This window comes from Klebsiella africana (assembly GCF_020526085.1).
In the GTDB taxonomy this organism is placed as follows: Bacteria; Pseudomonadota; Gammaproteobacteria; order Enterobacterales; family Enterobacteriaceae; genus Klebsiella; species Klebsiella africana.
This window is the reverse complement of record NZ_CP084874.1, coordinates 2,502,218-2,528,287: the sequence shown is the minus strand read 5'-3', so window position 1 is coordinate 2,528,287 and position 26,070 is coordinate 2,502,218. Positions and strand designations below refer to the sequence as shown.

At 56.8% G+C, this 26,070-nt stretch carries 25 protein-coding genes and 3 pseudogenes; 9 read left to right on the top strand and 19 right to left on the bottom strand.

The annotated features are described in order from the left end of the window. Window positions 1-8 precede the first annotated feature (8 nt). Window positions 9-1,241 (bottom strand): MFS transporter, encoded by a 1,233-nt coding sequence (locus tag LGL98_RS12345; RefSeq protein ID WP_136034350.1) that lies wholly within the window; start codon window positions 1,239-1,241, stop codon window positions 9-11. 274 nt (window positions 1,242-1,515) lie between these two features. On the opposite strand from LGL98_RS12345, the gene LGL98_RS12340 reads away from it, so the two are divergent. Further along, entirely contained in the window at window positions 1,516-3,123 is a 1,608-nt protein-coding gene (locus LGL98_RS12340; protein ID WP_136034352.1) for an FAD-NAD(P)-binding protein, read from the top strand. Window positions 3,124-3,231: 108 nt separating this feature from the next. After that, window positions 3,232-4,332 (top strand): NADH:flavin oxidoreductase/NADH oxidase, encoded by a 1,101-nt coding sequence (locus LGL98_RS12335; RefSeq protein WP_136034354.1) that lies wholly within the window; start codon window positions 3,232-3,234, stop codon window positions 4,330-4,332. Between the two features lie 225 nt (window positions 4,333-4,557). Here LGL98_RS12335 and LGL98_RS12330 read toward each other — a convergent pair whose 3' ends face one another. The 10 genes and pseudogenes from LGL98_RS12330 to LGL98_RS12285 all read right to left on the bottom strand — a co-directional run bounded on the left by LGL98_RS12330 (window position 4,558) and on the right by LGL98_RS12285 (window position 12,370). Next, window positions 4,558-5,046, bottom strand: coding sequence for an E3 ubiquitin--protein ligase (locus LGL98_RS12330; RefSeq protein WP_168435409.1), 489 nt, complete (start codon window positions 5,044-5,046; stop codon window positions 4,558-4,560). 88 nt (window positions 5,047-5,134) lie between these two features. After that, window positions 5,135-5,248 (bottom strand): annotated as a pseudogene (locus LGL98_RS12325) (LysR family transcriptional regulator); the annotation flags it as partial. Between the two features lie 4 nt (window positions 5,249-5,252). Continuing rightward, a pseudogene (locus LGL98_RS12320) lies at window positions 5,253-5,417 on the bottom strand (Tn3 family transposase); the annotation flags it as partial. Window positions 5,418-5,440: 23 nt separating this feature from the next. Beyond that, a complete protein-coding gene (locus tag LGL98_RS12315) occupies window positions 5,441-6,421 on the bottom strand; it encodes an NAD(P)H-dependent flavin oxidoreductase (RefSeq protein WP_136034357.1) in 981 nt (326 codons plus the stop codon). A 216-nt stretch (window positions 6,422-6,637) separates the two neighbouring features. Then, window positions 6,638-7,513 carry a DsbA family protein gene (locus tag LGL98_RS12310; protein WP_136034359.1) on the bottom strand — a complete coding sequence of 292 codons (876 nt, stop codon included), beginning with the start codon at window positions 7,511-7,513 and terminating at the stop codon, window positions 6,638-6,640. Further along, window positions 7,510-7,878: a phenylpyruvate tautomerase MIF-related protein gene (locus LGL98_RS12305; protein WP_136034361.1), complete on the bottom strand. Its 369-nt coding sequence runs from the start codon at window positions 7,876-7,878 to the stop codon at window positions 7,510-7,512. The genes LGL98_RS12310 and LGL98_RS12305 overlap by 4 nt, the downstream gene beginning before the upstream one ends. Before the next feature lie 4 nt (window positions 7,879-7,882). Next, complete coding sequence (locus LGL98_RS12300; RefSeq protein ID WP_136034363.1) at window positions 7,883-8,755, bottom strand: alpha/beta hydrolase; 873 nt, start codon at window positions 8,753-8,755, stop codon at window positions 7,883-7,885. Window positions 8,756-8,842: 87 nt separating this feature from the next. After that, window positions 8,843-9,988 carry an NADH-dependent flavin oxidoreductase gene (locus LGL98_RS12295; protein ID WP_136034365.1) on the bottom strand — a complete coding sequence of 382 codons (1,146 nt, stop codon included), beginning with the start codon at window positions 9,986-9,988 and terminating at the stop codon, window positions 8,843-8,845. A 111-nt stretch (window positions 9,989-10,099) separates the two neighbouring features. Then, a complete protein-coding gene (locus LGL98_RS12290) occupies window positions 10,100-11,032 on the bottom strand; it encodes a nucleoside recognition domain-containing protein (RefSeq protein WP_136034366.1) in 933 nt (310 codons plus the stop codon). Between the two features lie 429 nt (window positions 11,033-11,461). Beyond that, on the bottom strand, window positions 11,462-12,370 hold the full coding sequence (locus LGL98_RS12285) for a LysR family transcriptional regulator (RefSeq protein ID WP_136034368.1): 909 nt from the start codon (window positions 12,368-12,370) through the stop codon (window positions 11,462-11,464). A 373-nt stretch (window positions 12,371-12,743) separates the two neighbouring features. On the opposite strand from LGL98_RS12285, the gene LGL98_RS12280 reads away from it, so the two are divergent. Both LGL98_RS12280 and LGL98_RS12275 read left to right on the top strand, forming a co-directional pair. Next, complete coding sequence (locus LGL98_RS12280) at window positions 12,744-13,661, top strand: MBL fold metallo-hydrolase (RefSeq protein WP_029602123.1); 918 nt, start codon at window positions 12,744-12,746, stop codon at window positions 13,659-13,661. A gap of 306 nt (window positions 13,662-13,967) precedes the next feature. Then, window positions 13,968-14,048 (top strand): annotated as a pseudogene (locus LGL98_RS12275) (NAD(P)H-dependent flavin oxidoreductase); the annotation flags it as partial. Window positions 14,049-14,080: 32 nt separating this feature from the next. On the opposite strand, the gene hpxK reads toward LGL98_RS12275, so the two are convergent. The 7 genes from hpxK to hpxU form a co-directional block, all read right to left on the bottom strand. Then, window positions 14,081-15,340: an allantoate amidohydrolase gene (gene hpxK, locus LGL98_RS12270; RefSeq protein WP_136034370.1), complete on the bottom strand. Its 1,260-nt coding sequence runs from the start codon at window positions 15,338-15,340 to the stop codon at window positions 14,081-14,083. After that, entirely contained in the window at window positions 15,337-16,578 is a 1,242-nt protein-coding gene (locus tag LGL98_RS12265) for a pyridoxal-phosphate-dependent aminotransferase family protein (protein WP_136034372.1), read from the bottom strand. The genes hpxK and LGL98_RS12265 overlap by 4 nt, the downstream gene beginning before the upstream one ends. 15 nt (window positions 16,579-16,593) lie before the next feature. Beyond that, window positions 16,594-17,331, bottom strand: coding sequence for an amino acid ABC transporter ATP-binding protein (locus tag LGL98_RS12260; RefSeq protein ID WP_136034374.1), 738 nt, complete (start codon window positions 17,329-17,331; stop codon window positions 16,594-16,596). Next, window positions 17,312-17,968: an amino acid ABC transporter permease gene (locus LGL98_RS12255; protein WP_004176118.1), complete on the bottom strand. Its 657-nt coding sequence runs from the start codon at window positions 17,966-17,968 to the stop codon at window positions 17,312-17,314. Before LGL98_RS12255 ends, LGL98_RS12260 begins: the two co-directional genes overlap by 20 nt. Further along, window positions 17,968-18,633: an amino acid ABC transporter permease gene (locus LGL98_RS12250; protein ID WP_004176117.1), complete on the bottom strand. Its 666-nt coding sequence runs from the start codon at window positions 18,631-18,633 to the stop codon at window positions 17,968-17,970. The genes LGL98_RS12255 and LGL98_RS12250 overlap by 1 nt, the downstream gene beginning before the upstream one ends. 9 nt (window positions 18,634-18,642) lie before the next feature. After that, window positions 18,643-19,428 (bottom strand): transporter substrate-binding domain-containing protein, encoded by a 786-nt coding sequence (locus tag LGL98_RS12245; RefSeq protein WP_136034376.1) that lies wholly within the window; start codon window positions 19,426-19,428, stop codon window positions 18,643-18,645. A 214-nt stretch (window positions 19,429-19,642) separates the two neighbouring features. Then, window positions 19,643-20,482, bottom strand: a complete 840-nt coding sequence (hpxU, locus tag LGL98_RS12240) for a MurR/RpiR family transcriptional regulator HpxU (protein WP_004176115.1) — start codon at window positions 20,480-20,482, stop codon at window positions 19,643-19,645. A 179-nt stretch (window positions 20,483-20,661) separates the two neighbouring features. On the opposite strand from hpxU, the gene hpxW reads away from it, so the two are divergent. The 5 genes from hpxW to LGL98_RS12215 all read left to right on the top strand — a co-directional run bounded on the left by hpxW (window position 20,662) and on the right by LGL98_RS12215 (window position 24,715). Beyond that, a complete protein-coding gene (gene hpxW / locus LGL98_RS12235; RefSeq protein WP_136034378.1) occupies window positions 20,662-22,248 on the top strand; it encodes an oxamate amidohydrolase in 1,587 nt (528 codons plus the stop codon). A gap of 10 nt (window positions 22,249-22,258) precedes the next feature. After that, on the top strand, window positions 22,259-22,444 hold the full coding sequence (gene hpxX, locus LGL98_RS12230; RefSeq protein ID WP_136034380.1) for an oxalurate catabolism protein HpxX: 186 nt from the start codon (window positions 22,259-22,261) through the stop codon (window positions 22,442-22,444). After that, window positions 22,441-23,838: an AtzE family amidohydrolase gene (locus LGL98_RS12225; RefSeq protein WP_136034382.1), complete on the top strand. Its 1,398-nt coding sequence runs from the start codon at window positions 22,441-22,443 to the stop codon at window positions 23,836-23,838. The genes hpxX and LGL98_RS12225 overlap by 4 nt, the downstream gene beginning before the upstream one ends. After that, window positions 23,835-24,221 carry an oxalurate catabolism protein HpxZ gene (gene hpxZ, locus LGL98_RS12220; RefSeq protein ID WP_136034384.1) on the top strand — a complete coding sequence of 129 codons (387 nt, stop codon included), beginning with the start codon at window positions 23,835-23,837 and terminating at the stop codon, window positions 24,219-24,221. Before LGL98_RS12225 ends, hpxZ begins: the two co-directional genes overlap by 4 nt. A 71-nt stretch (window positions 24,222-24,292) precedes the next feature. Continuing rightward, complete coding sequence (locus LGL98_RS12215) at window positions 24,293-24,715, top strand: GNAT family N-acetyltransferase (RefSeq protein WP_136034504.1); 423 nt, start codon at window positions 24,293-24,295, stop codon at window positions 24,713-24,715. 36 nt (window positions 24,716-24,751) lie between these two features. On the opposite strand, the gene asd is transcribed toward LGL98_RS12215, so the two are convergent. Further along, entirely contained in the window at window positions 24,752-25,870 is a 1,119-nt protein-coding gene (asd, locus tag LGL98_RS12210; RefSeq protein ID WP_136034385.1) for an aspartate-semialdehyde dehydrogenase, read from the bottom strand. Window positions 25,871-26,070 lie beyond the last annotated feature (200 nt).

The window sequence follows — 26,070 nt, the reverse complement described above, 5'->3', positions numbered from 1 at the left end:
CACAGAAGTTAACGGCTGGTGGAGAGCGGCTGGTGGCGCACCGCCCCTGCAGGCTGAGACACCCGTCCCTCGCGACCAAAGAAGGTCAGCACGGTAATGACAATGGCCACCGTCCCGGCCACCAGCGCCATCGCCAGGCCATAGTTATGCCCGTGATGTTGAGCAATGGCGGCCTGCAGTGTGGCATTCACCGAAGCCAGCAGATTACCCAACTGATAGACAAAGCCGGGCAGCACCGCCCGGGTATTGGCCGGCACCAGCTCGTTGAGCCAGGTGGGGATCACCCCCCAGGCCCCCTGCACCATAAACTGCATCAAAAATGCCCCCGCCCCCAGCGCCAGCGAGCCGCTGGCGAAAGCCCACAACGGGATAACTGGCAGCGCCAGCAGGGCAGCGATCATAATCGCTTTGCGCCGGCCTATTTTCTCCGACAGCGAGCCGAAAAACACCCCGCCAATGATCGAGGCGATGTTATAGCAAACCGCGATGATGCTGACCGTTTTAGGCTCAAAGCCGTGCTGAACTTTCAAAAAGACCGGGTAAAGATCCTGCGTCCCATGGGAAAAAAAGTTAAAGGCGGCCATCAACACCACCAGATACAGGCACAGCTTCCAGTGACTACGTAGTACCGGCAACAGGGCTGTACTCTCTTTATTCTGCCGGGCCGCCAGCCAAACCGGTGACTCTTCGACACAGAAATAGATAAATGGCAGTAGCAGTACCGGGGCCGCGCCAATCACAAACATCCCGCGCCAGCCGAGCTGCTCAAACAACAGCCCATAAGCCACTGCCGCCAGCAGATAGCCGAAGGGATATCCCGCCTGAAACAGGCCGGACATCAGGCCGCGCGAACGGTCGGGGATCGTCTCCATGGCCAATGACGAGGCCACACCCCAGATCCCCCCCATCGCCACGCCATACAGCACTCGCAGCAGGAAGAACAGCATCAACGACGGCGCGGCGGCGGAGAGCAGCTCAAAAGCCGAGAAGAACACAATGTTCAGCATCAGGATGGGTTTGCGACCAAACTTCTCCGCCGCTCTGCCGAAAATCAGTGCGCCTACCGGCCGCACGGCCAGCGTCAGGAGAATCGCCAGGGTGACCTCTTCGAGGTCGACGTGAAATGAATGGGCGATATCGCTCAGTAAAAAAACCAACAGGAAAAAGTCGAAAGCGTCGAGCGTCCAGCTTAAAAAACTGGCAATCGCCGCATTGCGCTGTCGTGAAGTCCAGCCGTGCATGTTGTCATCCCTATTCCGGCGCATTGCCGGAAGCTTGCGCGGCGTCCGGCAGAGCAAGCTGGTGTCACCGCTTTGTAAATTGTTTGTATAGAAAGTTGCTCTTTTGTTAATTACACCCCTTTTACGGCAGTCGGCAAGTTTATTAGCATGCTAATTTGTTTCAAATTGCGTGCAGCGGTCCACCGGATCGGCAATTTTCGACCAGAATTAAAATCAGGTTCGCTGAAGCGAAGCGTCATCAATGCCGTATCTGCCCACAGGAAGGGAGAGAATCATGAAGAGAATTGCCATTGTCGGCGTGGGGCCGACGGGAATTTACACCTTGTATGAACTGGTGAAGCGTGGTGAGCCGCTGGCCATCACCCTGTTTGAAAAAGAGGCGCAGGCCGGGGTCGGTATGCCCTACAGCGACGATAATACCGCGGCACAGATGCTGGCCAATATCGCCAGTATTGAGATCCCCCCCATCGACCTGACCTACCTGCAATGGTTGCAGCAGCACAGCGATGACTGGCTGACGGCGCGTGGGCTTGAACGGCACGCTCTGCATGAGCGCCAGTTTTTGCCGCGGGTGATCCTCGGCGAGTACTATCGCGACCGTTTTCTGTACCTCGTTGAGCGGGCCCGGGACGTCGGCTTTGTGATTAGGGTCTGTGAATCCTGTGAAGTCACGGATATTGCGGTTCAGCCCACCGGGATCGTCATCCACACCGATAGTGCAGCAGATCCGGTCATTGTCGACCTGGTGGCGATTGCCACCGGCCATCTGTGGCCTGAAGAAGAGCGCGCCAGCCGACAGTACTTCCCCAGTCCGTGGACCGGCCTGATGGAGGCCCGCATTGCCCCCTGCCGGGTGGGGATCCTGGGAACCTCCTTAAGCGCGATTGATGCCGCCGTGGCGGTAGTGGCCCGCCACGGTGTTTTCCATACCAAACACGACAAAACGACCCATTTTTCCCGCCATCCCGGCAGCGAGGCGCTGGAGATCACTCTGATGTCACGCCACGGCGTGCTGCCGGAAGCCGATTTTTACTGCCCGATCCCGTGGGAGCCGCTGGAAATTGCCACACCCGCCGCCCTCGAAGCGGCCGTTGCTCAGGGTAGAGACGGTCTGCTGGAACGCGTGTTCGAGCTGATCGTCCAGGAGCTGGAATATGCCGCCCCGGACTGGTGCGCGGCGATCGGGCTTCGTCAGCTGACGGCTGACAGTATCGCCGACGCCTGGTTTGCCGACCGCCTCACCCATGACCCGTTCCAGTGGGCGCAGCGCAATCTGCAGGAGGTAGAGCGCAATAAGCGCGAACACCACACGGTGCCCTGGCGCTATGCCATTTTGCGCCTGCATGAGGCGATTGAAACTGTGGTGCCTCAGCTCAACGACGAGGACAGCCGACGCTTCCGCCAGGGTCTCGCCCGGGTATTTATCGATAACTACGCCGCCATTCCGCCGGAATCCATTCGTCGGCTGCTGGCCCTGCACCAGGCGGGCATTCTGCGTATTGTGGCGCTCGGCGAGGATTATGATTTGCAGCGTGAGGCCAGCCGGACCGTCATTGTTCATCACCAGAGACGCAGAGAATTTGATGTCTTTATCGATGCTCGCGGACAAAAAGCGCTGAAAACCCGGGATCTGCCCTTCCCTTCACTGCGCCAGCAACTGCTGGCCTGTGGCGATGACATTCCGGATGTGGGCGAGGACTACACTCTGCAGGCCCCGGAGACGTTGCGCGGTCGGATCGCCTTCGGCGCCCTTCCCTGGCTGATGCACGATCGTCCCTTTGTGCAGGGGCTGACCGCCAGCGCCGAGATTGGCAGCGCAATGGCTCGCGCCGTGTCGCAGCAGGCAACCGGTCGTCGGCGTCGCCTCTGGTTTATTGAATAACGGAGCGCTTAAGCGCAATAACCGAATACGGGAGACGCAGGCAGGCATGCTATAAACAGTGACTGTCTGCCCCTCTGCAAGACCACGCTTAACATTTACGAGGTACTCATGAGTCATCTTTTTAGCGCGACGCGTATTGGTCAGTTGACGTTGGATAACCGTATCGTTATCGCCCCAATGTGTCAGTACTCTGCCGACGAGGGAAAAGCGTCCTCCTGGCATCGGATCCACCTCGGACAGCTGGCCTTCTCCGGCGCTGGCCTGTTAATTCTCGAAGCCACGGCGGTAGAGCCTGCGGGACGTATTTCCCCAGGGGATCTGGGGTTGTGGGATGATGAAACCGAAAACGCCCTGCGCGCGGTGGTAGAGGATGTCCGGGCCTGGTCGCCGATCCGCCTTGGGATCCAGCTAGGGCACGCGGGGCGCAAGGCTTCCTGCGCAGCGCCGTGGCAGGGAGGCCATCAGCTGGCGCTCAACGATGGTGGCTGGCAGACCGTCGCCCCTTCCGCCGTGGCGTTTCACGATGGCGATCGCGCCCCCGTTGAGCTGAGCCATGCCGATCTGGCGCGCATCAAAGCGGCCTTCGTCGCCAGCGCGCTGCGCGCCCAGCGATTGGGCTTTGAGCTGATTGAACTGCACGCCGCCCACGGCTATCTGCTGCACCAGTTTCTCTCCCCGCTCAGTAATCACCGTCGCGACGAGTACGGCGGTTCGCTGGAGAACCGGATGCGCTATCCACTGGAAGTCTTTAAAGCGATCCGCGAAGCGGTGGGCAACACCATGGCGGTGGGGGTCAGGTTGTCGGCGACCGACTGGGTCGAAGGCGGCTGGGACTGCGAGCAGTCCATTCAGTTTAGCCAGCAGCTAGAAGCGCTGGGCAGTGACTATATTCACGTCTCCAGCGGCGGTTTGTCGCCGCAGCAGTCGATCGCCGTTGGGCCGGGGTATCAGTTGCCTTTCGCCCGCGATATTCGCGAGCAGGTAGCTATCCCGGTGATTGGCGTGGGGCTGATCACCGAACCGCAGCAGGCGGAAATGGCGCTGGAAGAAGGTGATGCCGACCTGATCGCTCTTGCCCGCGCGGTGCTCTACGATCCGCACTGGCCATGGCACGCTGCCGCCAGCCTTGGCGCCCAGGTCCGCGTGCCGTCGCAGTATTTGCGCTCAGAGCCGCACGGCCTGAAAGGCACCCTGATCCCGAACCGCTGATCCCGCGCCAGGCATAAAAAAGGGGTATCGTAAGATACCCCTGAGCATGATGTGCTTTCGACCCACGTGCCGGGCGGTGGCGACGCCTTGCCCGGTCTGGAATATCAGGTGATTTGGCACCCAACTGGCACCCTCCGTAGGCCTGTGCAAGCGCAGCGCCGCCAGGCAAGGCTGCGGGGGCTAAGCCGCTTTTGCGCCGGGCGGCGGCCTGGCAAACACCGCAAGTTACTGCTGGGCCGCCGGCGGCGCAGTGTTTTGTTTATCCTTGGCGATACTGTCCTGAATGGCCTTGGTTTTGCTCGCTGCCTCCGCCGAGAGCTGATTGGCATCGCCGATAGCGTTGTCTTTGATCTGACCCGCCTCTTTGACAATGCGATCACTTTCCTGCTGCGCGTTCTGCTTCACGGCATCGGCCTGGGCTTTCGCCTGCTGGGCGATGGCATCCGCTTTCTTGTCCGCCTCCGCCTTGATGGCGCTGGCCTGATCCTTCAGGCGATCGGCCTCGGCGTCGGCCTGGCTTTTCAGCGTATCAATTTGCTTATCCGCATCCTGCTTAATCGCCTGCGCTTTATCCGCCGCCGCATCCTTCATCTGCTCCGCATTATCTTTGGCTTTATCCAGTTTGTTATCGACTTTCGACGCATCGTCGCAGCCAAACAGGGTCAGGCACAGGGCGGAAGCAAGCAGTGTTTTATTCCAGAGTTTCATCAGCATTCCCTTACAGGTTAAGTCATTATCCAGCTATGTGATTCATTGCCTTAATAGCATTCACATTTTATATATAAACGCTCAGCCAGCAGAGTCAAGGCGATACCGTTCGATCCAGATTCGTTACCAGCCGCTGCAGCCAGTCGGCAAAGACTCGAACCTTATGCGAGAGATGCCGGTGCGGATAGAGCAGCGACAACGGTCGCTGCCTGCTCTGTAACTTCCAGATCGTATTCGTGGTACAACAGACCATCAAGTACGTACGTTGAGTCCCGTACGCGGCTGATGACTTTAGCGTAAAAAGGGCTGTACTGATCCGAAATATGCGTGTAAATCTGCACGCCTGGCTCAAGACCGTATTTCAGATTGACCTGACCCGCCTAGCGGCCATGACTTACGATTAGCTCACGGTTAACTCATTCACAACCTCAGCGACGCTTTTAATGCAGCGAATGTTCCCTATTCCCGTACCGAGCGCGATGTAGCCTTCATCTGTATTTCCCTCAAGCATGCCGATACGCAAGCCACGTAACCCCCCCATTGTTTTACCCAACTCTTCATTACTTGCGCCTGCTTTGTCCATCGCAACAAGCTTCTCGGCAAGTTTACCCGGGAGTGAGCGATAGTAATCAGGCAGGGTACGGAAAAGGAGCAAATCAAGACCATTGGCTTCAATGATTTTATCTTTGACAGACTGCGGCACGCGGCTTTCTTCCGTACCGATGAAGACCGAACCGGCAAACACACCTTCAGCACCAAGTGCGTGTGCCGCTTTTGCAGTGCGATTGTCAGTAATACCTCCTGCAGCCATGATCGGAATGTTTTTTACGGAATCAGCAATCAACGGCACGATCGAAAAGGTTCCCAGCGCGGTTGCAGGTAAAGTCCCCCCCTCGTCAAAACCGGTTGCGACGATAATATCGGCACCAGCCTCTTCCGCCAGACGGGTGTTTTCAGGTGTCGGGTTGATATCGCGGTAAATGATTGCAATGCCCGCTTCCTTTAATTCGTTAAAGAGGCCCGGAATAACGGCACCTTCACCGTAACCGGTATAAACCACAGCCCTGACGCCCTCTTCCTTGATCACCTGCATGATAGGCGGTGTCCAAATATCATTTTCCGGGGTAGGAATAAGGTTTACCCCGAATGGCTTTTCTGTCAGTCGCTTGGTTTTACGGATTTCTTCACGCATCTTTTCGGCAGTTTCTTCGGGTGTCGAAACAGCGGTTTCTGCCGTTAAACCTGCGTTTGGCCCGAGTACACCCAGACCACCAGCGTTACTCACGGCGGCAACCAGACGCGCGTCGGTAAGCCACGATAATGGCCCCTGAATAACGGGTTTTTCGATCCCTAATATTTGACAGATACGATTGTTTTTCATGTCAAGATCTCCTCAAAAGTGTTGTTCAGCCAAGCTGTTTAAGCGGGTACAGTAGTAAATTGCTCTGGAGAAGATCCTAAACGTCATTATTGTTACGAAAAAGCACCCGATCTTTAAAACAGAATTACTTATTTAGTAATAATAACGAGTATTTTAATGATCGTGCGCATTGTCTGCTCCTCTGCAAATATTGAAGAGACTGAATACCTGCACGGTTTATTTTTTCTGCTGAATGAACCACCCGTTATGAACCGGCTTTATCGATATCTCGTCTGAATCCAGTAGGGGCTGGATCAGTGCCTTAACTGCCGAGAGATCTCGCAGGGAAAAAGCGTCTTTAATTTCAATTGACGATATTAACGGATGCAGATTAATTAAATCCCGAATGCTATTCGTAGAGACTTCTGGCTGATGTGCAGAGACTTTTCCATCGGACAGATTTTTAATGATGTTATAAAACTGTTCATACCCTATCACGCCGTTAATCATGACTTGTTTGCCGTCATATTCAAAAAGGTAAGCCGGTAGCCCCCTCACATCCAGCGACTGGCGCAGGTTGAAATCATCATCCAGCGCCGCTTGTGCACTGCCGTCCTGATAGTGCTTAAGGAATTCATTAACGTTGATACCGGTATCAGCCACTACTGCCAGTATTTCCTTCAGACGCGTTGTCGGTCTGCATTCAGCAACGGTGGCGAAGCGCAGGCGATATAAAAAATGGTCGGCTTTATTGCTGTCCGCTAATTGCGCCGCCTTATAGGCCAGATTCAGCGGGATGGAGGAGTTAAATTCCGTCGTAAAAAGCTGAAAATCCGTCATATTTATAGGCATGCCGGTAATGTTTTCTTCGCTTTTATATATCGCTGCCAGTTGCAACATGTATTTTTCAAGAGCGTATTCCTGACTCACCTTCAAGTCTTCAGGATCGACAAAATCATAGACATTTCGCACCAGCCCGGACATGACGTACCTGAACTGAATCTGCTGTTGAAAGTGCGTTTCCAGTTTACGGAAAAAGGGCTCACTTTCGTAAGATAAGCCCATCATTGGGTCCGTAAAGATGGTGAGAGTCAGCTTTTTTTCTGCAGTCATTCAGCACTGCTCCGCTTGTCAATGAATGCCCTGCCTGCCACGCTCCACGCAGGTATATCCTCATAATTGATAAAGATCCTGTCAGGGTCTATCTCCAGAACCCGGTGGAAAATCTGGCAAATGGCCATACTCAGTTGCTCATAACCACGGTGGCAACGATTGCTGAAGACAGCCACAGTGATATAAGCCATAGGTTGAGCATTGTCACCGTTAAGATACAGGTGATACGCGTCTTCAAACCCCAGCATCAGTGATGCTTCAGATTTACCCGGCACAAGCGAAATGGCCTGGCCCAGCCCGGCCTTAAGTGCCATTTCCTGTTCGTGTGAAAGCGGGATGTTTACCCGGGATATAATAAATGGCATCGTTTTATCCTCTTACTGTGCTTTCAGTACGCCAGCCACTGGCCAGTTTCAGCATGGCTTCTGCCAGTTCTTTTTCTTTCTGTTGGTAGGTATGTCCCGTGCGATCAATGAAAATTAACGCATTGTCAGCCGGCGTTGGAAAATGATCGTTGATATTGCAGAGAAAACCGCACGGATTGCCGTAGGTAAAGCGATCATAGGTACCGATAATCAGGGCACCGCTGTGCCTTATCTTTTCTACCTGCGAGAAATCGCCGTTCGCTTCAACATGTACGTTATTGAGCGTATCGGTATACAGCCACTGCCAGGCGGTATCCGCGACGCAGGGAAGCCAGCCAATAAAGTCGAATGGCAGCAGCGTCTGGCCGCGACCGCTCTCTCTGAATTCCGCGATGAGGTTTTTTTCTTTTTCTGACACCTGAGAGGTCAGATGGCGGATATTTGCCGGGCTGAGCAGAATAAACTTACTTACCCTCGGATCGGCATGCTTAGACAGATAGTAGATGACCTTATTAGCGCCAAGAGAATGGCCCGCCAGAATGATATTTTTGTAACCAGCCTGAGCCGCATAATCGATCCAGGCACCGACATCGTCGTCAGACTTCGTCAAATCTTCATTCCATGAACCGATGACTTCGGTCTTTCCGGTTTTTGCGTTGACGATTTCCATCTGCCCAAAAGCATCACGCGTCTGGGCATAAATAAAATCAATACCAGCGGTACTCAGCGTATCCCCGAGAGTGTAATAAAAGGGGTTCGAATAGAAATTGCCGTGAACACCAGTAATGGCAATGACAACGGTATCGGAATCAGGTGCCGGAAAAATTACGCCGTTCAAAACCGTTCCGCTTTTAGTGGCAACATTGAGTGGTTTCATGATCTTTTATTTCTCTGAAAGTCCGCTACCTGCACACGGCAAAATGACGTGGCCGTGTGCAGGTATTTAAGCTTTGTTTATCAGGTATCAGTAATGGTTAGTCTTGTAGCGCACACCTTTCTGCTTTGATGGTGGATAAAAATCTGTACCAGCCATCGTGCCCTGCAGCATGGCAGGGGTGTAGCGGTAATAGTCGGCTTTATCCCAGTCAAATGTGGTTTCAATTTCTGATTCGCGACCTGTGCGGATAAGCTCTACCAGGTTTGGATTCAGCATTACGCTCTTACCGATGGCGACAGACTCCGCCCAGCCCGTCTTATAGGCCTCCAGCATGTCATCGGCGGTATATAAGTTACCTGCGCCAATGAATGGCACCCGGCCATTGATATGGTCGTGAACGATCTGCATGCGCGTCAGGTTGCTGTCAGCGCCACGGCGGGCTTTCTTATAAAAATCCCACAGGGAGATATGCAGATACTGGAGCGGACGCGTAAGCAACGCATCCACCAGGGCCAGCGTTTCTTTCATGGTAATGCCGTTTTCACCCGGTTCTTCTGGCGAGAAACGGTAGCCAATAATAAAGTCCGGGCGATTATGCTTGCGGCGCACCGCATCAATGGCATCAACAATTCCGAGCGAAAAGTTAAACCGTTTCTCCAATGTTCCGCCCCAGTGATCATCTCGCAGATTGCTGGCCGCCGAAACGAACTGCTGAATAAGCCAGCCGTTGGCCCCATGAATTTCAACACCATCAAAACCTGCACGCATCACCAGCTCTGCCGCGTTTGCGAAGCAGGCGATCATCTCGCGCACTTCTGCATCAGTCATCGCTCGAAAGCGGCCGTATAAGTCGCCGGTAGGTGCAATCACGTCATGGCCTTTGGTCATTGACTTATCGGCGCGATAACCGGAATGCGCAAGCTGGACAACGGCTTTCGCTCCCTGTTCATGCGCGATCTCTGCGTATTCAGTCAGCGTTGGCAGATCCGCGTCGGTGATGGCCTGAGGCGATTCAAAGCCAATTGCGCTGGGATGAACGTTGGTAAACGGCATAATAAACAGGCCAAAGCCTTTAAATCGGTCTTTCCAGAAGCGACGTCCGGTTTCTGTCATCTCGCCTTCCGGACCTGAGTCATAAATCGTCAGCGGCGCGACCGTCAGGCGGTTTTTAATTTCAACGCCGTTATTCAGCGTGTAGGGTTCAAAAAGAGGTGCATATTTAGGATTCATCATTGCTGGCTCCTTAATCAGTACAAAAATGTCAGTCTCTGCACACCCACCTGCTGTCAGGACGTTTAATCAGGTCAGCGTGTGTTGAATAAATGGCGGCGTCCACCGGACTCATCAGTAAACAATCGCGTGTAAAATCCCTCTCAGCGCAATGCCAAGCAGCGCGCCGGGAATAGCAAAGTGGGCAATCCGAGCCACGCGAAAACCGGCGCCGAGCATTATTCCCACACCCGGCAGGTCAAAGGTCTGCAGCAGCCAGCCAGCTGACGCATTCAGCGTTTCCACGCTCATGTGGCCGTTCTTAAGCAGTTCAGTCGTCACACCCAGATAGGCCGTGCCTCCTGCCAGACATTTGACCAGTGCTGGCATAATCAGCACGGCCGGAATGTTCAGCGTTTGCATTACGGGAGACAGGGCCTGTTCCAGCAGCGAAATACCCCCCACTGATTTGATAATGCCCACTATGGTCAATGAGAGAATCAACATGGGCACGGCTCCCAGCGACAGACGGATGGATTCCCCCCCTGCGCCGCTGATGATGCTGAGCAAACCGGCTTTTTGCGGGGCGTGCACCTGCGCATCTTCTGTGGAAATCACCTCTTTCGAAGCAAGACGGCGGCCAGGCAGATACCACGTTACCGCCCCAGCGGCCAAGCCCCCCACGATGGACAGCAGGACCGTTGTAAGCCAGTGCAGTCCCAATGGGGCCAGCGGATAAAGCGCGTTGGCCTGCCCCATGGCAAACAACATGGCCAGCGTTGCGGCCAGATGTCGATCTGACGCGCCTTTTTTTTCCATCATGGCAAGCGTCGCAACGGGGGCGGCGAAACTCACAAAGTTGAGCTGTATCAGGGCAAAAAGACTGAGCCCGGTGAGGCCAAATGGCTTCAATACCGGTGCCACCACATTTACGAGCTTCGCCAGCGCGCCCACTGATTCGAGATACTTCATCATCACCATCATCACGACCATGACGGGTATCAGGGTGTAAAGCGCAATATCCACTGACGAACGTCCGGCGGACATAATTATCTCGATTATATTCACATTAATATTCCAGACTTATGCATAGCTATTATGTTATTCAGAACGCTGGCATTACGGGTTAACGACCCCGTACCAGTGACGCTTTATTGCGTTTTTAAAATGTCTGTGTTGACTTATTTAAAAAATGACAGAAAACTTTAGCAGCAGGAATTTCATATCTGCTCGGCATCGCTTACGCCTTATGAAATTTCATTTATTGCGTACTCGTTAAATAATATTTACTTCGTTTCCTTACGACGTAAATTAAACCAGTTATGTCAGGAGGAATAAACGGTTCTTTCCTTACTTCACAGTTTCATAATCAGTAACAATGCTGGCAAATACATACAGTGTCACGGCAGGCAGGATCGGCGTCCTGTCTGCCTTATATCCAGAAATAGCATCGCGAAGGAGTGTTACAGGAAGGGATTCTGACAAAAAAGAGATGCGTCAGAGTTGTACATCCGGGCCAAACACTTCGGACAGCCAGTCGATGAATACGCGAACCTTTGGGGCCAGATAGCGGCGATCCGGATAAAGCAGTGAGACTGGTTTTGGTGGAGGAGGAAAATCTGTGAGGATTTCTGTCAGCTCGCCGCTCGCAATAAAGGGTGCCAGAGAGGGCCGCAATCCATGCAGAATGCCGAGTCCCGCCAGCCCGCATGATAGAAACGCCTCTGAATTGTCCACCAGTATGCTGGAAGGTATTTTTATTGACGTGATATTACCGTCTACGGTGAACTTCCACTCCATTATCTGCAGACTATGGTTACTGAAAAAATTCACCGCGCGGTGGGACGTCATCAGCTCTTCGATCGTCTGTGGTGTGCCGAACTTCGCCAGATAAGACGGCGCAGCACAGGTCACCATGCCTGCTGTTCCCAGTCGTTTGGCAACGAAGCTGGAGTCATCAAGCTCACCAAGACGGATAACGCAGTCTACGCGCTCGGCAATTAAATCAATCTTGCGATCCGACGTACCAAGAATAATCTCGATATCCGGATAACGGTTTTGAAAATCTCTTAGAGCCGGGATGATTACCGCCCGAGCGAGGGCGATAGGAATGTCAAGACGCAGGCGTCCTTTCGGAGGTTGCGTGCTCGAAAATAATCGACGGACGTCATCCAGCTCGCTCAACAGAGAGAGGCAGCGTTGGTAAAACTCTTCCCCTTCATCTGTCATGCTGACCTGCCGTGTGGTGCGATGCAGAAGCTTAACGCCCAGATCATGCTCCAGGTTCTGAATGGCGCGGGTAACTGCAGGACGATGCAACTCAAGCGCATCTGCCGCGCGGGTAAAGCTCCCTTGCTCTACCACATTTACGTAAATATTCATGGCTTCCAGCATATTCAACTGCATCTGTTCTCTGACCTCAACCGTTATTGGTTTTGAAGGAGAAAACGGGGTTCTCCGTTACGATATGCCCCCTTATAGCATTCCTTTCACACGGATAATATCTCTTTCTGCCCTGATTGTTTCATCTGTAGTAACACTCTGCTATCAATCTGTGGCTTTTTCGTGGTGGTTCCGGTCTTTATGCTTGCCGCACTTGTTACAGCATTAAGGGGAAACATGTTGGTTTTATGCGGTGAGTAAGTTACTCCCCATTACAACACTTATTATTGCCAGTAATTCACGAAACACTCTGTGAAAGAAAACATTAATAACATCTCATTTTATTGTTACAGATCGCAGCACAAACATCATGAAAGTTTATTAATCGAGGTAAGATATGTCATCTTTAAAATCGCTACCCATTCTTCGCAACCAGGCTCCAGGCTTTTTCCGCTATGCTTTAGGTAACCTGGTGGTTACTGCCCTCTATGACGGATACGTTACTCTGGACCCCATGTCACTATCCGGGATTACTGACGAAGAACGTAAATCCGATCTGGCAAGGCAACTATTGCCAACCAGCGGTGCGCTGGATACCTCAGTGAATGCTTTCCTCATTCATAATGGTGAGCGCCTCATCCTTATTGATGCAGGTTCAGCCCACTTCGCAGGGCCAAGTATGGGGCGCTTACTGGACAACATTGCTGCTGCCGGTTACAAGCCAGAAGATGTAGACACCATTCTGCTGACGCATATGCATCCTGATCATATCGGTGGCATCACCAATGATAAAGGTGAGGCTTTATTTGTGAACGCAACCGTCTGGGCACATAAAGATGATGCTGATTTCTGGCTGGATAACGACCTCGCAGCCACGCTTGCAGAAGATCAGCGTCCTTTCTTTACCATTGCTCAGGACGCAGCAGCACCTTATATCGCAAGCGATCGCTTTAAAACTTTTATTCAAGGCGATGACCTTATTCCTGATCTGGTCAGCGTTGTTGACGCTCGAGGCCATACTCCGGGTCACACTGCTTTTATGGTGACATCTGCGGGTGACAAAATGCTGTTTTGGGGTGATATTTCTCACCTGCCATCCATTCAACTACCGCATCCGGGGGCAACGATTGAACTGGATGTGTATCCGGAAATGGCGATTGCTTCACGTGAACGCGTGCTGGCTGCGTCAGCAGAGGAAGGTTATGTCATTGGTGCCGCTCATTTACCGTTCCCGGGCATTGGTCGCGTACGTAAAGATACCGCTACCGGTTATGCATGGGTATCAGTTGAGTACGCTGCGCTGCCAGCACTTTGAGTGCTAGTAATGTAGAAAGTAAGCAAATCCCATACTTTTGCATTGAAGTTTTTACACATCAATTTACTGTTAAAAGCAGATAAATTCTTTCTGTAAAATGTCCCTTATTGAGATGTAATAATAACGCCAGATTCAACGTGTCTGGCGTTATTATTTATTATATATACCTACCGATAATAAACCCGACAACTTTTTGAAAAGACATTGATATGATGTTCAACTTTCAATATCTGAATATGCGCTGTATAAATGTCAGCTTACATAGCTTCGCTTCAGGAAAAATTAACGAGCACACAATATAAGAGGTATATCTCGGTGGGCGCGGGGATCGGCAACATCCGTGCCATCACCTCTGTGGCCGAGGTGGTCAACCAGCTGGCGGTATGAAGCCGCCAGCCGGGGCACGGTAACCGGCGCGGTCAGGCGTCAGCTACCTTCTCTACCGCCCGGGAGAAAGCGTCGATAGCCAGCCCGACGTCGGCGGCGGTAACCGACTCCGCCGGGTGATGGCTGACGCCCCCCAGGCAGCGCACAAACAGCATGGCCGATGGCCAGCGCTCGGCGATGGCAATGGCGTCATGCCCTGCGCCGCTCGGCAGCGTCAGCGAACGCCCCTGTACCGCCGCCACCGCCTCGCTCAGCACCGCCTGCAGGTGACTGTCGCAGGCGGTGGCGGCGATGCGATAATACTCCTCGGCGGCGAAACTCAGCTGGCGACGCCCGGCAATGGCCTGCGCCTCGCCCAGCAGCTCATCCAGCAGCGCCGTCAGCGGCGCATCCTGCGGGCCGCGAATATCCAGCGTCAACTGCACCTCGCCCGGTATCACGTTCACCGCGCCCGGCGCACAGCGCAGGGTGCCGACCGTCGCCACCAGGTTACCGCCGCGCTGCCGGGTCAGGTATTCCACCTGCACCATCCATTCTGCCGCCGCGGCGAGGGCGTCCTTGCGATGAAGCATCGGCACCGTGCCGGCATGGCCAGCTTCGCCGGTAAAACGGCAGGTCAGGCGGCGGGCGCCGTTAATCGCCTCCACCACGCCCAGCGCCAGCCCCGCCTGCTCCAGGCACGGCCCCTGCTCGATATGCAGTTCCAGATAGGCAGCGATATCCTGCGAGTGACGGGCCGCGTCGCCGATGCGCGCCGGATCGAGTCCGGCATTCACCAGCGCCTGGGCGACGCTCACCCCGTCAGCATCGCACTGTGACAGCCAGCTTTCAGGCCAGGTGCCGGTAACGCCGCGGCTGCCGAGCAGGGTGATGCCGAAGCGGGTGCCCTCTTCATCGCCAAAGCCGACGATCTCGATTGCCTTCGCCAGCCGTCGCCCCTGCTGGTGCAGACGCTGGACCACCTCAATCGCCGTCAGCACGCCGAGCATGCCGTCGTAGCGCCCGGCGTTGCGCACGGTGTCAAGATGAGAGCCCAGCAGCACCGCTGGCGCCCCCTCCTGCTGTCCTTCATAACGTCCGCAGATGTTGCCGACGCTGTCCTGCCACACCATCATGCCGGCAGCCTGCATCCACTGGCCCACCAGCTGGTTGGCCTGCAGATGCTCGGGCGACAGATAGACCCGGGTCAGGGCATCAGCGCTTTCGCTGAGGGCGGCCAGCCGATCGGCACGCGCCATCACCCGGCTGGCGGCCGCCTCTCTCTCCGCCTGCTGGCGGGCGGTGTCACTCATAGGGTGGCCTCGGTGCGGTAGTGATCCCAGGCTGCCTGCATCGCCGCACCCTGAGTGGTGGTGAACTTGAGGTAGTTCAGGACCGCTTCCAGCGCACTGAGCGTCTGCATCACGCAGTCTTTACGCGCGTTATAGCCCATGGTGCCAATGCGCCAGACTTTACCGTGCAACGGCCCAAACGAGGTGCCAATTTCAATGCCGAAATCGTCCAGCATCAGTTTGCGTACCTGATCGCCGTTGACCCCGTTGGGGATCACCACCCCCAGCACGTTATTCATTTTATGCCGCAGGTCGCCAAAGGTCTCGAGCCCCATCGCCTGGACGCCCTTCAGCAGCGCATCGCCGTGCAGTTTGTGGCGGGCGATGCCGTTGTCGAGTCCCTCCTGGAGGATCAGGCGCGCGCACTCCCGGGCGGCGAACAGCGCCGAGGTCGCTTCGGTATGGTGGTTAAGGCGCTCCGGCCCCCAGTAATCCATCACCATGCCGAGATCGAAATAGTTGGAGTAGATCATCTCGTCGACGCCGTCGTGATGCGCATCGGTGCGGATCCCCTGCTCAATGCAGCGGCGGCGGCGGATGACGTCTTCCATCCGCGGGCTGAGGGTGATGGGCGACGTGCCGGAGGGGCCGCCCAGGCACTTCTGCATCCCGGCGGACACCGCGTCCAGCTGCCAGGCGTCGGTTTCCAGCGGGTTGCCGCCGAGCGACGCGGTGGCGTCGGTATAGAACAGCACATCGTGACGACGGCAAATCTCCCCCAGCTCCGCCAGCGGCTGCAGCATGGTGGTCGAGGTATCGCCCTGCACGGTGAGCAGCAGGCGCGGGCGCACGCGCTTGATCGCGTCCTCAACCTGATCCGGCGTAAAGACCTCGCCCCACGGCACTTCGATGGTGTGCACCTCTGCCCGGCAGCGGCGCGCAATCTCGCACAGCAGATGACCAAACCGGCCGAACACCGGTACCAGCACCTTGTCACCGGGACGGATCGCCGACACCAGAATCGCTTCGATTCCGGCGCGCGAGGTGCCGTCGACCAGCATCGTCCAGCGATTTTCGGTGCGAAACACGCCGCGGTAGAGCGCCATGACTTCATTCATGTAGTGGGTCATCGCCGGATCGTACTGGCCAACCAGCTGGCTCGACATGGCGCGCAGCACGCGCGGGTCGGCATTGATCGGCCCCGGGCCCATCAGCAGGCGCTGCGGCGGGTTAATTTGTGAAAACTGAGTGATATCCATCTGCCATTCCTTACGTTAGTTAAGACCGCGCACCGAGGAGATAAACTGTTTCAGTTCGCTGGTCTGCGGACTGGCAAACAGCGTTTTGCTGTCGCCCTGCTCCCAGACGCGTCCCTGATGCATAAACACCACGCGGTCGCCCACTTCGCGGGCAAAATTCATTTCATGGGTGACGAGGATCAGCGTCATACCTTCCGCCGCCAGCTGCTCCAGCACCTTCAGCACTTCGCCCACCAGTTCCGGGTCGAGCGCCGAAGTGATTTCGTCACAGAGTAAAACTTTCGGCGACATGGCCAGCGCCCGGGCAATGGCCACACGCTGCTGCTGGCCACCGGAGAGGTTGGCCGGGTAGTAATCCAGACGGTCGCCAAGACCGACCTTCTCCAGCATCCGCCGCGCCAGCTCCCGGCATTCGGCCTGAGACTTCTTCAGCACCCGCCGCGGGGCCAGCATGACGTTCTCCAGCGCCGTCATATGCGGAAAGAGATTGAAGTTCTGGAACACCATACCGATAGAGCGGCTGATCTCCCGCGCCTGGGAATCGCGGTCGGTGATAGTCATGCCCCCGAGCTTGATGCTCCCCTCCTGGTAGCCCTCCAGACCATTGATGCAGCGCAGCAGGGTGCTTTTGCCCGAGCCGCTGCGGCCGATGATCGAGATCACTTCCCCCATGTCGATATCCAGATCGACGCCCTTCAACACATGGTTGTCGCCGTAGTACTTCTGCATCTGATTAATGGTGATGAGAGGCATTGAATTTGTTCTCCAGATAGCGGCTGTAGCGGGACAGCGGATAGCACAGAATGAAATAGCCCAGCGCCACCAGGGCAAACACTTTAAACGGCTGATAAGTGACGTTGGTCAGCATCGTCCCGGCCTTGGTCAGCTCCACAAAGCCGATAATCGATGCCAGCGCCGTGCCTTTGATCACCTGTACGGCAAAGCCCACCGTCGGCGCGATGGCAATGCGCAGCGCCTGCGGCGCCACCACCCGGTACAGGGTCTGGCCGAAGCTCAGCCCGAGACAGCGCGAGGCCTCCCACTGGCCTTTCGGCAGCGCGCGAATGCTGCCGAACCAGATATCCAGCAGAAAGGCGCTGGTGTAGAGCGTCAGGGCGACCGAGGCGGCGGTCCACGCCGAGACGTCGACGCCGAACAGCGCCACGCCAAAGAATGCCAGAAACAGCTGCATCAGCAGCGGCGTGCCCTGGAACAGCTCAATGTACCCGCGGATCAGCCGTTTCACCTGGCGTCCGCCGGTGAGGCGCAGCAGCAGTAACGGTAAGGTCACCAGCGCCCCGCCGGTGAACGCGACCAGCGACAGCAGCACCGTCCAGCGACCGGCCAGCAGCAGGTTGCGGATAATGTCCCAGTCAGTAAAAGTGGTCATCAGGCCTGTACCCCCAGCCATTTACGCCCCGCCGCCATCAGCAGCTGGCGCATCGCTATCGATAACGCTAAGTAGATCCCGGTGGTTACCAGATAGACCTCAAAGCTCAAAAATGTCCGCGACTGGATCAGGTTGGCGGCGAAGGTCAGCTCCTCATAGGAGACCTGCGACACCACTGACGAGCCGAGCATCACGATGATGCACTGGCTGACCAGCGCCGGGTAAATCCGCTGCAGCGCCGGGGGCAATACGACGCGAACGAAGGTTTGCGTCCGGCTGAGCCCGAGCACGCGACCGGCTTCCCACTGGCCCTTCGGCGTCACCTGGATGCCGGCGCGGACGATCTCAGTACTATAGGCGCCGAGGTTAACCACCATCGCGAGCAGCGCCGCTTCACCGGCGGTCATCTTCAGTCCCAGGTTCGGTAAACCAAAGACGATAAAAAAGAGCTGCACCACAAACGGCGTGTTACGGATGATTTCCACATATCCGCCCCATACCCGGCTGAGCATTCCCGGGCGCCCGCTGCGGATCGCCGCCCCGAGGATGCCGATCGCCAGGCCGCCTATCGTCGCCAGCACCGTCAACTGCACCGTCACCCACAGGCCGGCCAGCAGCTCCGGCCAGTGCGGCCAGAGCTCAGAGAAATGAAGTTGCTCCGTCATCCACAGACCTTACGCGCTGAGGCTGGCAGGCAGCGGCGCTTTCAGCCACTTCTCAGACAGACCGTTGAGGGTGCCGTCCTTAATGCCTTGCTCGATCAGGGTATCCACTTTCGCCTTCAGCGCCGGTTCGTTCTTTTTCAGACCGATAAAGCACGGCGAATCTTTCAGCATAAAGCTCGGGACCGGCGCTTTGTCGGCGTTCTGCCGGGAGATGGCTGCCACCACCAGATTGCCGGTCGCGACATACTGCACCTGACCGGACAGGTAAGCCGACAACGTGGTGTTATTGTCCTCGTAGCGCTTAATCTGCGCCGCCTGCGGCGCCACGCTGGTCAGCACCATATCCTCCACCGCCCCGCGGGTTACACCGATGCTTTTGCCGCTCAGCGCGGCCGCGTCCTTCAGCTCCGCCCCTTTCGGGCCAAACACGCCGAGGAAGAACGGGGCGTAGGCGCGGCTGAAGTCGATCACCTTCTCGCGCTCGGCGTTCTTGCCAAGGCTGGAGATCACCAGGTCCACCTTATCGGTCTGCAGATACGGCACGCGGTTGGCGCTGGTCACCGGAACCAGCTGCAGCTTGAGCTTCATCGATTTCGCCAGATAGCGCGCCATATCGATGTCATATCCCTGCGGCTGCAGGTCGGTGCCCACCGAGCCGAACGGCGGAAAATCCTGCGGTACGGCAATACGAATGACGCCGCGTTTTTCAATATCCTGGAGCTGGTCAGCCTGCGCGGCAGAAACAGACGAAAGGAGACAAGCGGCCCCGGCCAGCGCGATCAACAGTTTCTTCATGATGTTTACCCGTTACGTTAGCATGAAACAAAAGATTCTTTGAATCTGTTTTTGCAACTAATGTGCCAGATACAGACGAGGCGAGGGTTGGCGAGGAATTAAAACAAAAAGTGTGAAAGGACAAGCGTTAACGGGAAAGTGTTCAGAGAGCGGTGGCGCCATGACGTGGTATTTCATGCACCATTATAATGCACAGCACCACGCTGGCGCCCCATTAGCGTTGTTCCAGCTCGTCCAGTTGCTGATAAAGCGTGGCGATATCGTGGATGCGCGGACGACCGCTGTCGAGCGTTTCATGGAGAAAGGCATTAGCCAGCAGATTAATCAGGCTGTTGACTGAGGCATAGCTGTCGTAGGCCGAGACGCTGTCCAGCGGCGCGCAGAGCTGCCAGCGGGAGAGCGGAAACAGGCTGTGGGCCTGCGGCTCGCACATTAACAGGACCGGCACCCCGTCGCGCTGCAGCTGCTGCAGCAGCGGGCGTACTATTCGCGGCCGGCGGCGAAACGCCATCATTACCACCAGATCATCGGCGGTCAGATCGACCAGCTCTTCGCTGAGGCTTTGACCCGGCTGGGGCAGCACCAGCACCTGTCCGCGGGCCTGCAGCAGCTGCTGGCGCAGGTGCAGCGCCGCCGGATAGGCGTTACGCATGCCAATCACCACAATGCGGCGTGCGGCCACCATCGCCGTCAGCGCCTCAGCGAACTGACGGGCGTCGAGGGCGTTGACCCACTGGGTGAGGTTTGCCATCTCCTGCTTATAATGGCGCGCCAGCAGCGTGTTACCCTGCACCGCGTCGCGCTGGTCGGTGAGCGGCATCCCGCTCTGGCGCAGGGTGCGCAGTTCATCGCGCATATCCTTATATTTGTCGTAACCGAGGCGCTTAAACAGCCGGCTGACGGTGGCTTTCGACACGCCGCTCAGTTGCGCCAGCTCGGCGCTGTTGTAGCTTATCAGGTCGTCAAAGTGGTCAAAGATGAAATCCGCCACCCGCTGCTCCTGCGGGGACAGCGAGGCGTATTGCCCTTTCAGTCGTTCATCGAGTTGTTGCATAGCGCCCCTGTAACTTTCGTTTCATCATCCATTCCTCATCATACTGTATCTGCTATGCCTTACACATAGTGTGCCAGTGGGAAAATTCTGGTCATCGTTTTTATCAATGAAACGAAACGTTCAGAGATGGAACAGCTTTTGCAGTGTTCTGCGGGTGATTCGTTCAGAAAGGATAATTTATGCACAGTAGCAACGTTTCGACCCACGGGATGGCGGTGGCCCCCCACCACCTCGCCAGTCAGAGCGCGCTGGCGATCCTGCGCGAGGGCGGCAGCGCCATTGAAGCGATGGTGGCTGCCGCCGCGGCCATCGCCGTCGTTTATCCCCATATGAATGGCCTCGGCGGCGATGGCTTCTGGCTGATCGTACCGCCTGAGGGAGACCCCATCGCCATTGACGCCAGCGGGGTGGCCGGGTCGCTGGCGACCCTCGAGGCCTACGCTGGCCAGCGGCATATTCCCCACCGGGGACCGCAGGCCGCGCTGACCGTCGCCGGCACCGTCAGCGGCTGGGACGAGGCGCTGCGTATTTCTCGGGACTTAACCGGCAGCGCGCTGCCGGTGGCCCGCCTGCTGGCCGATGCGATCGGCTATGCCGAAGACGGCATTCCGGTCACCGCCTCGCAGGCCCACGCTACCGCCAGCAAACTGGAAGAGCTGCGCCATCAGCCGGGATTCAGCGAAACCTGGCTGGTGTCGGGCGAGGCCCCGCGGCCCGGCAGCCGCTTCTGCCAGCCCGCCCTCGCCGGTACCCTGCGTATGCTGGCCAGCGACGGTCTCGACAGTTTCTATCGCGGGCCACTGGCCGAGCGTCTGGCGCAGGGCATGGCCGCGCTGGGGATGCCGATCACCCTCGGCGACCTGCAGGCCCACCGCGCCCGGCGTCCGGCGCCGCTGACGCTCCAGCACCAGCAGGGCACGCTGTGGAACCTTGCCCCGCCGACGCAGGGGCTGGTATCGCTGGCGATCCTTGGCATCACCGACCGTCTGAAGATGGCCGATGCCGACGACGCGCAAACGGTGCACCGTATCGTCGAAGCCACCAAACGGGCATTCGCCCTGCGCGATGCGCATATCACCGATCCACGCCATCTGGATGTCGATGTTCAGGCGTTGCTCATCCCGGAAGCCCTGCAACCGCTGGCCGACAGCATCGACGACGCCTGCGCTTCACCCTGGGGCGGTGGTAAAGGCCCGGGCGATACCGTCTGGATGGGCGTCGTGGATAACAGCGGACTGGCAGTGTCGTTTATTCAGAGTATTTATCACGAGTTCGGCAGCGGCGTGGTGCTTCCGGACACCGGGATCGTCTGGCAAAACCGCGGGGCGGCCTTCAGCCTCGACCCGCAGCATCTCCTGGCGCTGGCCCCTGGCAAACAGCCATTCCACACCCTCAACCCTGCCGCCTCGCGCCTGAAGGATGGCCGGGTGATGGTCTATGGCTCGATGGGCGGCGACGGTCAGCCGCAAACGCAGGCGGCGCTGTTTACCCGCTATATCCTGCAGGGGGTGCCGTTGCAGGAGAGCATCTCCCGTCCACGCTGGCTGCTGGGCCGCACCTGGGGCCAGTCCTCCGACTCACTGAAGCTGGAGGGACGTTTTGCCCCCGCCTGTATCGCTCGCCTGCGCGAGCTGGGGCATGACGTAGAAGTGCTGGCCGATTTCAGTGAAGCGATGGGCCACGCCGGGGCCATTGTCCGCCATCCCAACGGCTTGCTTGAAGGGGCGACCGATCCACGCAGCAACGGCGCCGCCGCCGGCTACTAAGGAGCAGACCATGACCACACAGCCAGACTGGAGCGAGTATCTGACGCAGATGACTCACCTGCTGAATATGGAGCTGGATGCGCCGCGCCGTGAGGAGCTGGAGCGCCAGTTTGCCCGCATCGCCGCCATGGCGCAGCCGCTGATGGACTATCCCCTCGGGCCGCGCGAGGAGATTGCGGGGGTGTATAAAGCATGACTCTTCAACACTTCACCATTGCCGATCTCCAGCGTGCGCTGCACGAGGGCGAACTGAGCGCCCGGGAGATCGCCCGCCAGACGCTGGACGATATCGCCCGCGTGAATCCGCAGATCAACGCCTGGACCGAGGTCACCGCCCAGCGCATGCTGGCGGAGGCCGACAGCATCGACGCCCTGCGCCGGGAAAAGCGCCCCCTGCCGCCGCTGGCAGGCATTCCTTACGCGGTGAAAAATCTGTTTGATGTCGCCGGGCACACCACCCTCGCCGGGGCGGAGCTGCTGAGCGACCGACCGCCGGCAGCCAGCGACAGCTGGGCGGTGCGCCAGCTGCACAGCGCCGGCGCCCTGCTCAGCGGGATGCTCAATATGGACGCCTACGCCTACGGCTTCACCACCGAAAACAGCCACTATGGCGCGACGCGCAACCCGCACGATCTGTCGCGGATCGCCGGCGGTTCTTCCGGCGGTTCGGCCGCGGCGGTGGCGGCCGGGCTGGTTCATTTCAGCCTCGGCAGCGACACCAACGGCTCGATCCGCGTCCCCGCGTCGCTGTGCGGGATCTTTGGCCTGAAGCCTACCTTTGGCCGCCTTTCGCGCTCTGGCAGCCATCCGTTTGTCGCCAGTCTGGATCATATTGGTCCTTTTGCCCGCCGGGTGGCCGACCTCGCCGCGGTGTATGACGCCCTGCAGGGGCGCGACCCGGCCGATGACTTTCAGGCTGATAAAGCCAGCGAGCACACCGGCAATCTGCTGGAGCGAGGACTGGAGGGGCTGCGCTGCGCGCGGCTGGGGGGCTATTTCACCACCTGGTGCGATGACGACGCCCGGGCGGCCGTGGATCGGGTCGCCCACGCGCTGGGCGCCGACAACGAGCTGCAGTTCGCGGATGCCGCGCTGGCCCGCTCGGCGGCCTTTATCATTAGCGCCAGCGAAGGCGGCAATCAGTACCTGGCGGATCTGCGCCACTCGCCCGAGCGTTTTGAACCCCACTCCCGCGAGCGGCTGCTGGCCGGAGCGATGATCCCCTCCGCATGGTATCTGCAGGCCCAGCGTTTTCGTCGTCATGCTCGCCAGGCGATGAAATCCCTGTTCAGCCAGGCCGACGTGCTGATCGCCCCGGCTACCCCATGCAGCGCCACGCCAATAGGCGCGGAGGAGATGGTGATTAACGGCCAGCCACTGCCGGTGCGCGCCAGCATGGGCATGCTGACGCAGCCGATCTCCTTCCTCGGGCTGCCGGTAGTAACTGTCCCCCTGCGTACCGCCAGCGGCACGCCGATTGGCCTGCAGCTGATTGCCGCGCCGTTTAACGAACAAGCCTGTCTTCGCGCCGCGCAGGCGCTGGAAGCGATGGGCATTACCGATGCCCGAGTGGCGGAGAGTGCAGCATGATCAATCTGGATAATGTAGACCGCCCGGCGATCCTCGCCGAGGTGACGGCGGCGTTTTATCAGTATGAAGAGGCGCTGGTCAGCAATAACATCGAGGCGCTGGACGCGCTGTTCTGGCACGACCCGCGCACCGTACGGCTGGGAGCCGGCGAGAATCTGTATGGCATCGAAGCGATCCGCGCCTTTCGTGCCGCCCGTCCCGCCGCCGGTCTGGCCCGCGATCTGCACCAGACTACCATCACCACCTTTGGCGCGGATATGGCGGTGTGCAGCACCGAGTTCACCCGCGAGGGCAGTACCCGCCTGGGCCGCCAGCAGCAGACCTGGGTACGCTTCCCCTACGGCTGGCGGATCGTTGCCGCCCAGGTCAGTTTGATGGACTGAGTGGCGTATACGGGAGCGGACCGGAGAATAAAGTCTCCGGTCCGGTAATACTCTGTTTGGAGTCGATGATCATGGTGTTAATCAGAACAGCGGAATCAAAAGATATCCCCTCGCTGCAAACGCTATTTCTGCAGCTGGGCTATCAGACGGAGACGGCGATCTTAGAACAACGCATCACTGCCCCGCAAAGTATGATGAGTGCGCTGGTGGCGGAAAAAGAAAACGCTATGTGTGGCGTGCTCGTTATCAATTTTATTTTACCGGTACATGAAACCAGGTTGTGGGCATTAATTTCAGCGCTGGTCATCGAGGAATCGTCACGGGGTTCAGGTATAGGCCAGCAACTTCTCAATGCCGCAGAGCGCCTCGCCCGCGATAAACAATGCGCTCAGATCGAGCTTTCAAGCAGTGAAAAAAGAATCAGAGCGCATCAATTTTATGAAAGTAACGGCTACAAGGAGGTCCGCAAGCGCTTCGTTAAACATTTGTCTTAACCGCCAGCGCGCGAAGGCGTCCCCGGATAACTGTAATTATATTTTGCCCAGCAGGATATTTAACATGCGGCGCAGGGGTTCCGCCGCGCCCCACAATAGCTGATCGCCAACCGTTAACACCGAGTAGATGGGTTCATTATTTAGCGCCATTTTCTTATAGCGGCCAATACCTACCTGCAGCGAACCACTAATAGCCGCCGGGGTCAATTTACTGACACTCTCTTGCTTATTATTGCGGACATAGCTTACCCACGGATGGGAATGGGTGACTAACTCAGCAAATTCTGCTTCGCTGACCTCACGTTTAAGTTTCAGCGTAATCGCCGCGCTGTGACAGCGGATCACCCCGACGCGGATGCATAAACCATTGACCGGGATGGTACCCGGCGCAAGGCCAAGAATTTTGTTAGTTTCCGCCTCGCCCTTCCATTCTTCGCGGCTGTTTCCATCGCCTAAATCGCTGTCGATCCACGGAATGATGCTACCCATTAATGGCACGCCAAAATTCTCCGCCGGCATACCCGCGCTGTTAATCAGCGCACTCACTTTATTCACCAATGGCAGCACGGAACCTGATGACGTCAGTTCATCAGCGGATAAGTGCTGGCTGATATAAGCGCTTTGCGCGATTAATTCCCGCACCTGTTTAGCGCCCGCCCCGGAGGCAGACTGATAGGTCATCACGCTCATCCATTCGATAAGATCGGCTTTTATCAGCCCGGCCAACCCCATCAGGCTCAGCGTAATGGAGCAGTTGCCGCCGACAAACAGTTTAATTCCCGCTTTTACCGCCCGATCAATATTTTCGCGGTTGACGGGGTCGAGAATAATGCAGGCTTTTTCATCCATCCGCAGCGCCGAAGCCGCATCAATCCAGTAACCTTGCCAGCCATGGTTAATTAACGCCGGATAGATGGCTTTGGTATAATCCCCGCCCTGACAGGTGATGATGATATCCATTTCGGCGAGGGCGCTAAGGGAATTCGCATCTTTAAGGATGTCGCTTTTACCATTAATAACCGGGCCCACACCACCCACACTGGAAGTGCTAAAAAAATGCGCTGAAATATCGTCGAAATCATTTTCTTCGATCATTCTTTGCAGTAGTACAGAGCCTACCATTCCCCGCCAGCCAACAATACCCACCTGCTTCATTTATTTAACCTTTATAAGTTATGAGAATGTTAATTTGCATTCCTCATACTTATATCGCATCCCCCAATAAAGGTCATTACCCACCACATCGATTTCTATCATTATTAAAATGTTTCATCCGCCATCAGCGATTTTTATCTCTTATTACGGTAAAGCAGGAATAAGGCGGCGGCGACTGTCCCGCTTTCGGCATTCAAAGG

Bases quoted from the DNA above. Each gene is read 5' to 3' on its own strand.
- LGL98_RS12345 (WP_136034350.1), bottom strand. From the start codon at position 1,241: ATGCACGGCTGGACTTCACGACAGCGCAATGCGGCGATTGCCAGTTTT.
- LGL98_RS12340 (WP_136034352.1), top strand. From the start codon at position 1,516: ATGAAGAGAATTGCCATTGTCGGCGTGGGGCCGACGGGAATTTACACC.
- LGL98_RS12335 (WP_136034354.1), top strand. From the start codon at position 3,232: ATGAGTCATCTTTTTAGCGCGACGCGTATTGGTCAGTTGACGTTGGAT.
- LGL98_RS12330 (WP_168435409.1), bottom strand. From the start codon at position 5,046: ATGCTGATGAAACTCTGGAATAAAACACTGCTTGCTTCCGCCCTGTGC.
- LGL98_RS12315 (WP_136034357.1), bottom strand. From the start codon at position 6,421: ATGAAAAACAATCGTATCTGTCAAATATTAGGGATCGAAAAACCCGTT.
- LGL98_RS12310 (WP_136034359.1), bottom strand. From the start codon at position 7,513: ATGACTGCAGAAAAAAAGCTGACTCTCACCATCTTTACGGACCCAATG.
- LGL98_RS12305 (WP_136034361.1), bottom strand. From the start codon at position 7,878: ATGCCATTTATTATATCCCGGGTAAACATCCCGCTTTCACACGAACAG.
- LGL98_RS12300 (WP_136034363.1), bottom strand. From the start codon at position 8,755: ATGAAACCACTCAATGTTGCCACTAAAAGCGGAACGGTTTTGAACGGC.
- LGL98_RS12295 (WP_136034365.1), bottom strand. From the start codon at position 9,988: ATGATGAATCCTAAATATGCACCTCTTTTTGAACCCTACACGCTGAAT.
- LGL98_RS12285 (WP_136034368.1), bottom strand. From the start codon at position 12,370: ATGCAGTTGAATATGCTGGAAGCCATGAATATTTACGTAAATGTGGTA.
- LGL98_RS12280 (WP_029602123.1), top strand. From the start codon at position 12,744: ATGTCATCTTTAAAATCGCTACCCATTCTTCGCAACCAGGCTCCAGGC.
- hpxK (WP_136034370.1), bottom strand. From the start codon at position 15,340: ATGAGTGACACCGCCCGCCAGCAGGCGGAGAGAGAGGCGGCCGCCAGC.
- LGL98_RS12265 (WP_136034372.1), bottom strand. From the start codon at position 16,578: ATGGATATCACTCAGTTTTCACAAATTAACCCGCCGCAGCGCCTGCTG.
- LGL98_RS12260 (WP_136034374.1), bottom strand. From the start codon at position 17,331: ATGCCTCTCATCACCATTAATCAGATGCAGAAGTACTACGGCGACAAC.
- LGL98_RS12255 (WP_004176118.1), bottom strand. From the start codon at position 17,968: ATGACCACTTTTACTGACTGGGACATTATCCGCAACCTGCTGCTGGCC.
- LGL98_RS12250 (WP_004176117.1), bottom strand. From the start codon at position 18,633: ATGACGGAGCAACTTCATTTCTCTGAGCTCTGGCCGCACTGGCCGGAG.
- LGL98_RS12245 (WP_136034376.1), bottom strand. From the start codon at position 19,428: ATGAAGAAACTGTTGATCGCGCTGGCCGGGGCCGCTTGTCTCCTTTCG.
- hpxU (WP_004176115.1), bottom strand. From the start codon at position 20,482: ATGCAACAACTCGATGAACGACTGAAAGGGCAATACGCCTCGCTGTCC.
- hpxW (WP_136034378.1), top strand. From the start codon at position 20,662: ATGCACAGTAGCAACGTTTCGACCCACGGGATGGCGGTGGCCCCCCAC.
- hpxX (WP_136034380.1), top strand. From the start codon at position 22,259: ATGACCACACAGCCAGACTGGAGCGAGTATCTGACGCAGATGACTCAC.
- LGL98_RS12225 (WP_136034382.1), top strand. From the start codon at position 22,441: ATGACTCTTCAACACTTCACCATTGCCGATCTCCAGCGTGCGCTGCAC.
- hpxZ (WP_136034384.1), top strand. From the start codon at position 23,835: ATGATCAATCTGGATAATGTAGACCGCCCGGCGATCCTCGCCGAGGTG.
- LGL98_RS12215 (WP_136034504.1), top strand. From the start codon at position 24,293: ATGGTGTTAATCAGAACAGCGGAATCAAAAGATATCCCCTCGCTGCAA.
- asd (WP_136034385.1), bottom strand. From the start codon at position 25,870: ATGAAGCAGGTGGGTATTGTTGGCTGGCGGGGAATGGTAGGCTCTGTA.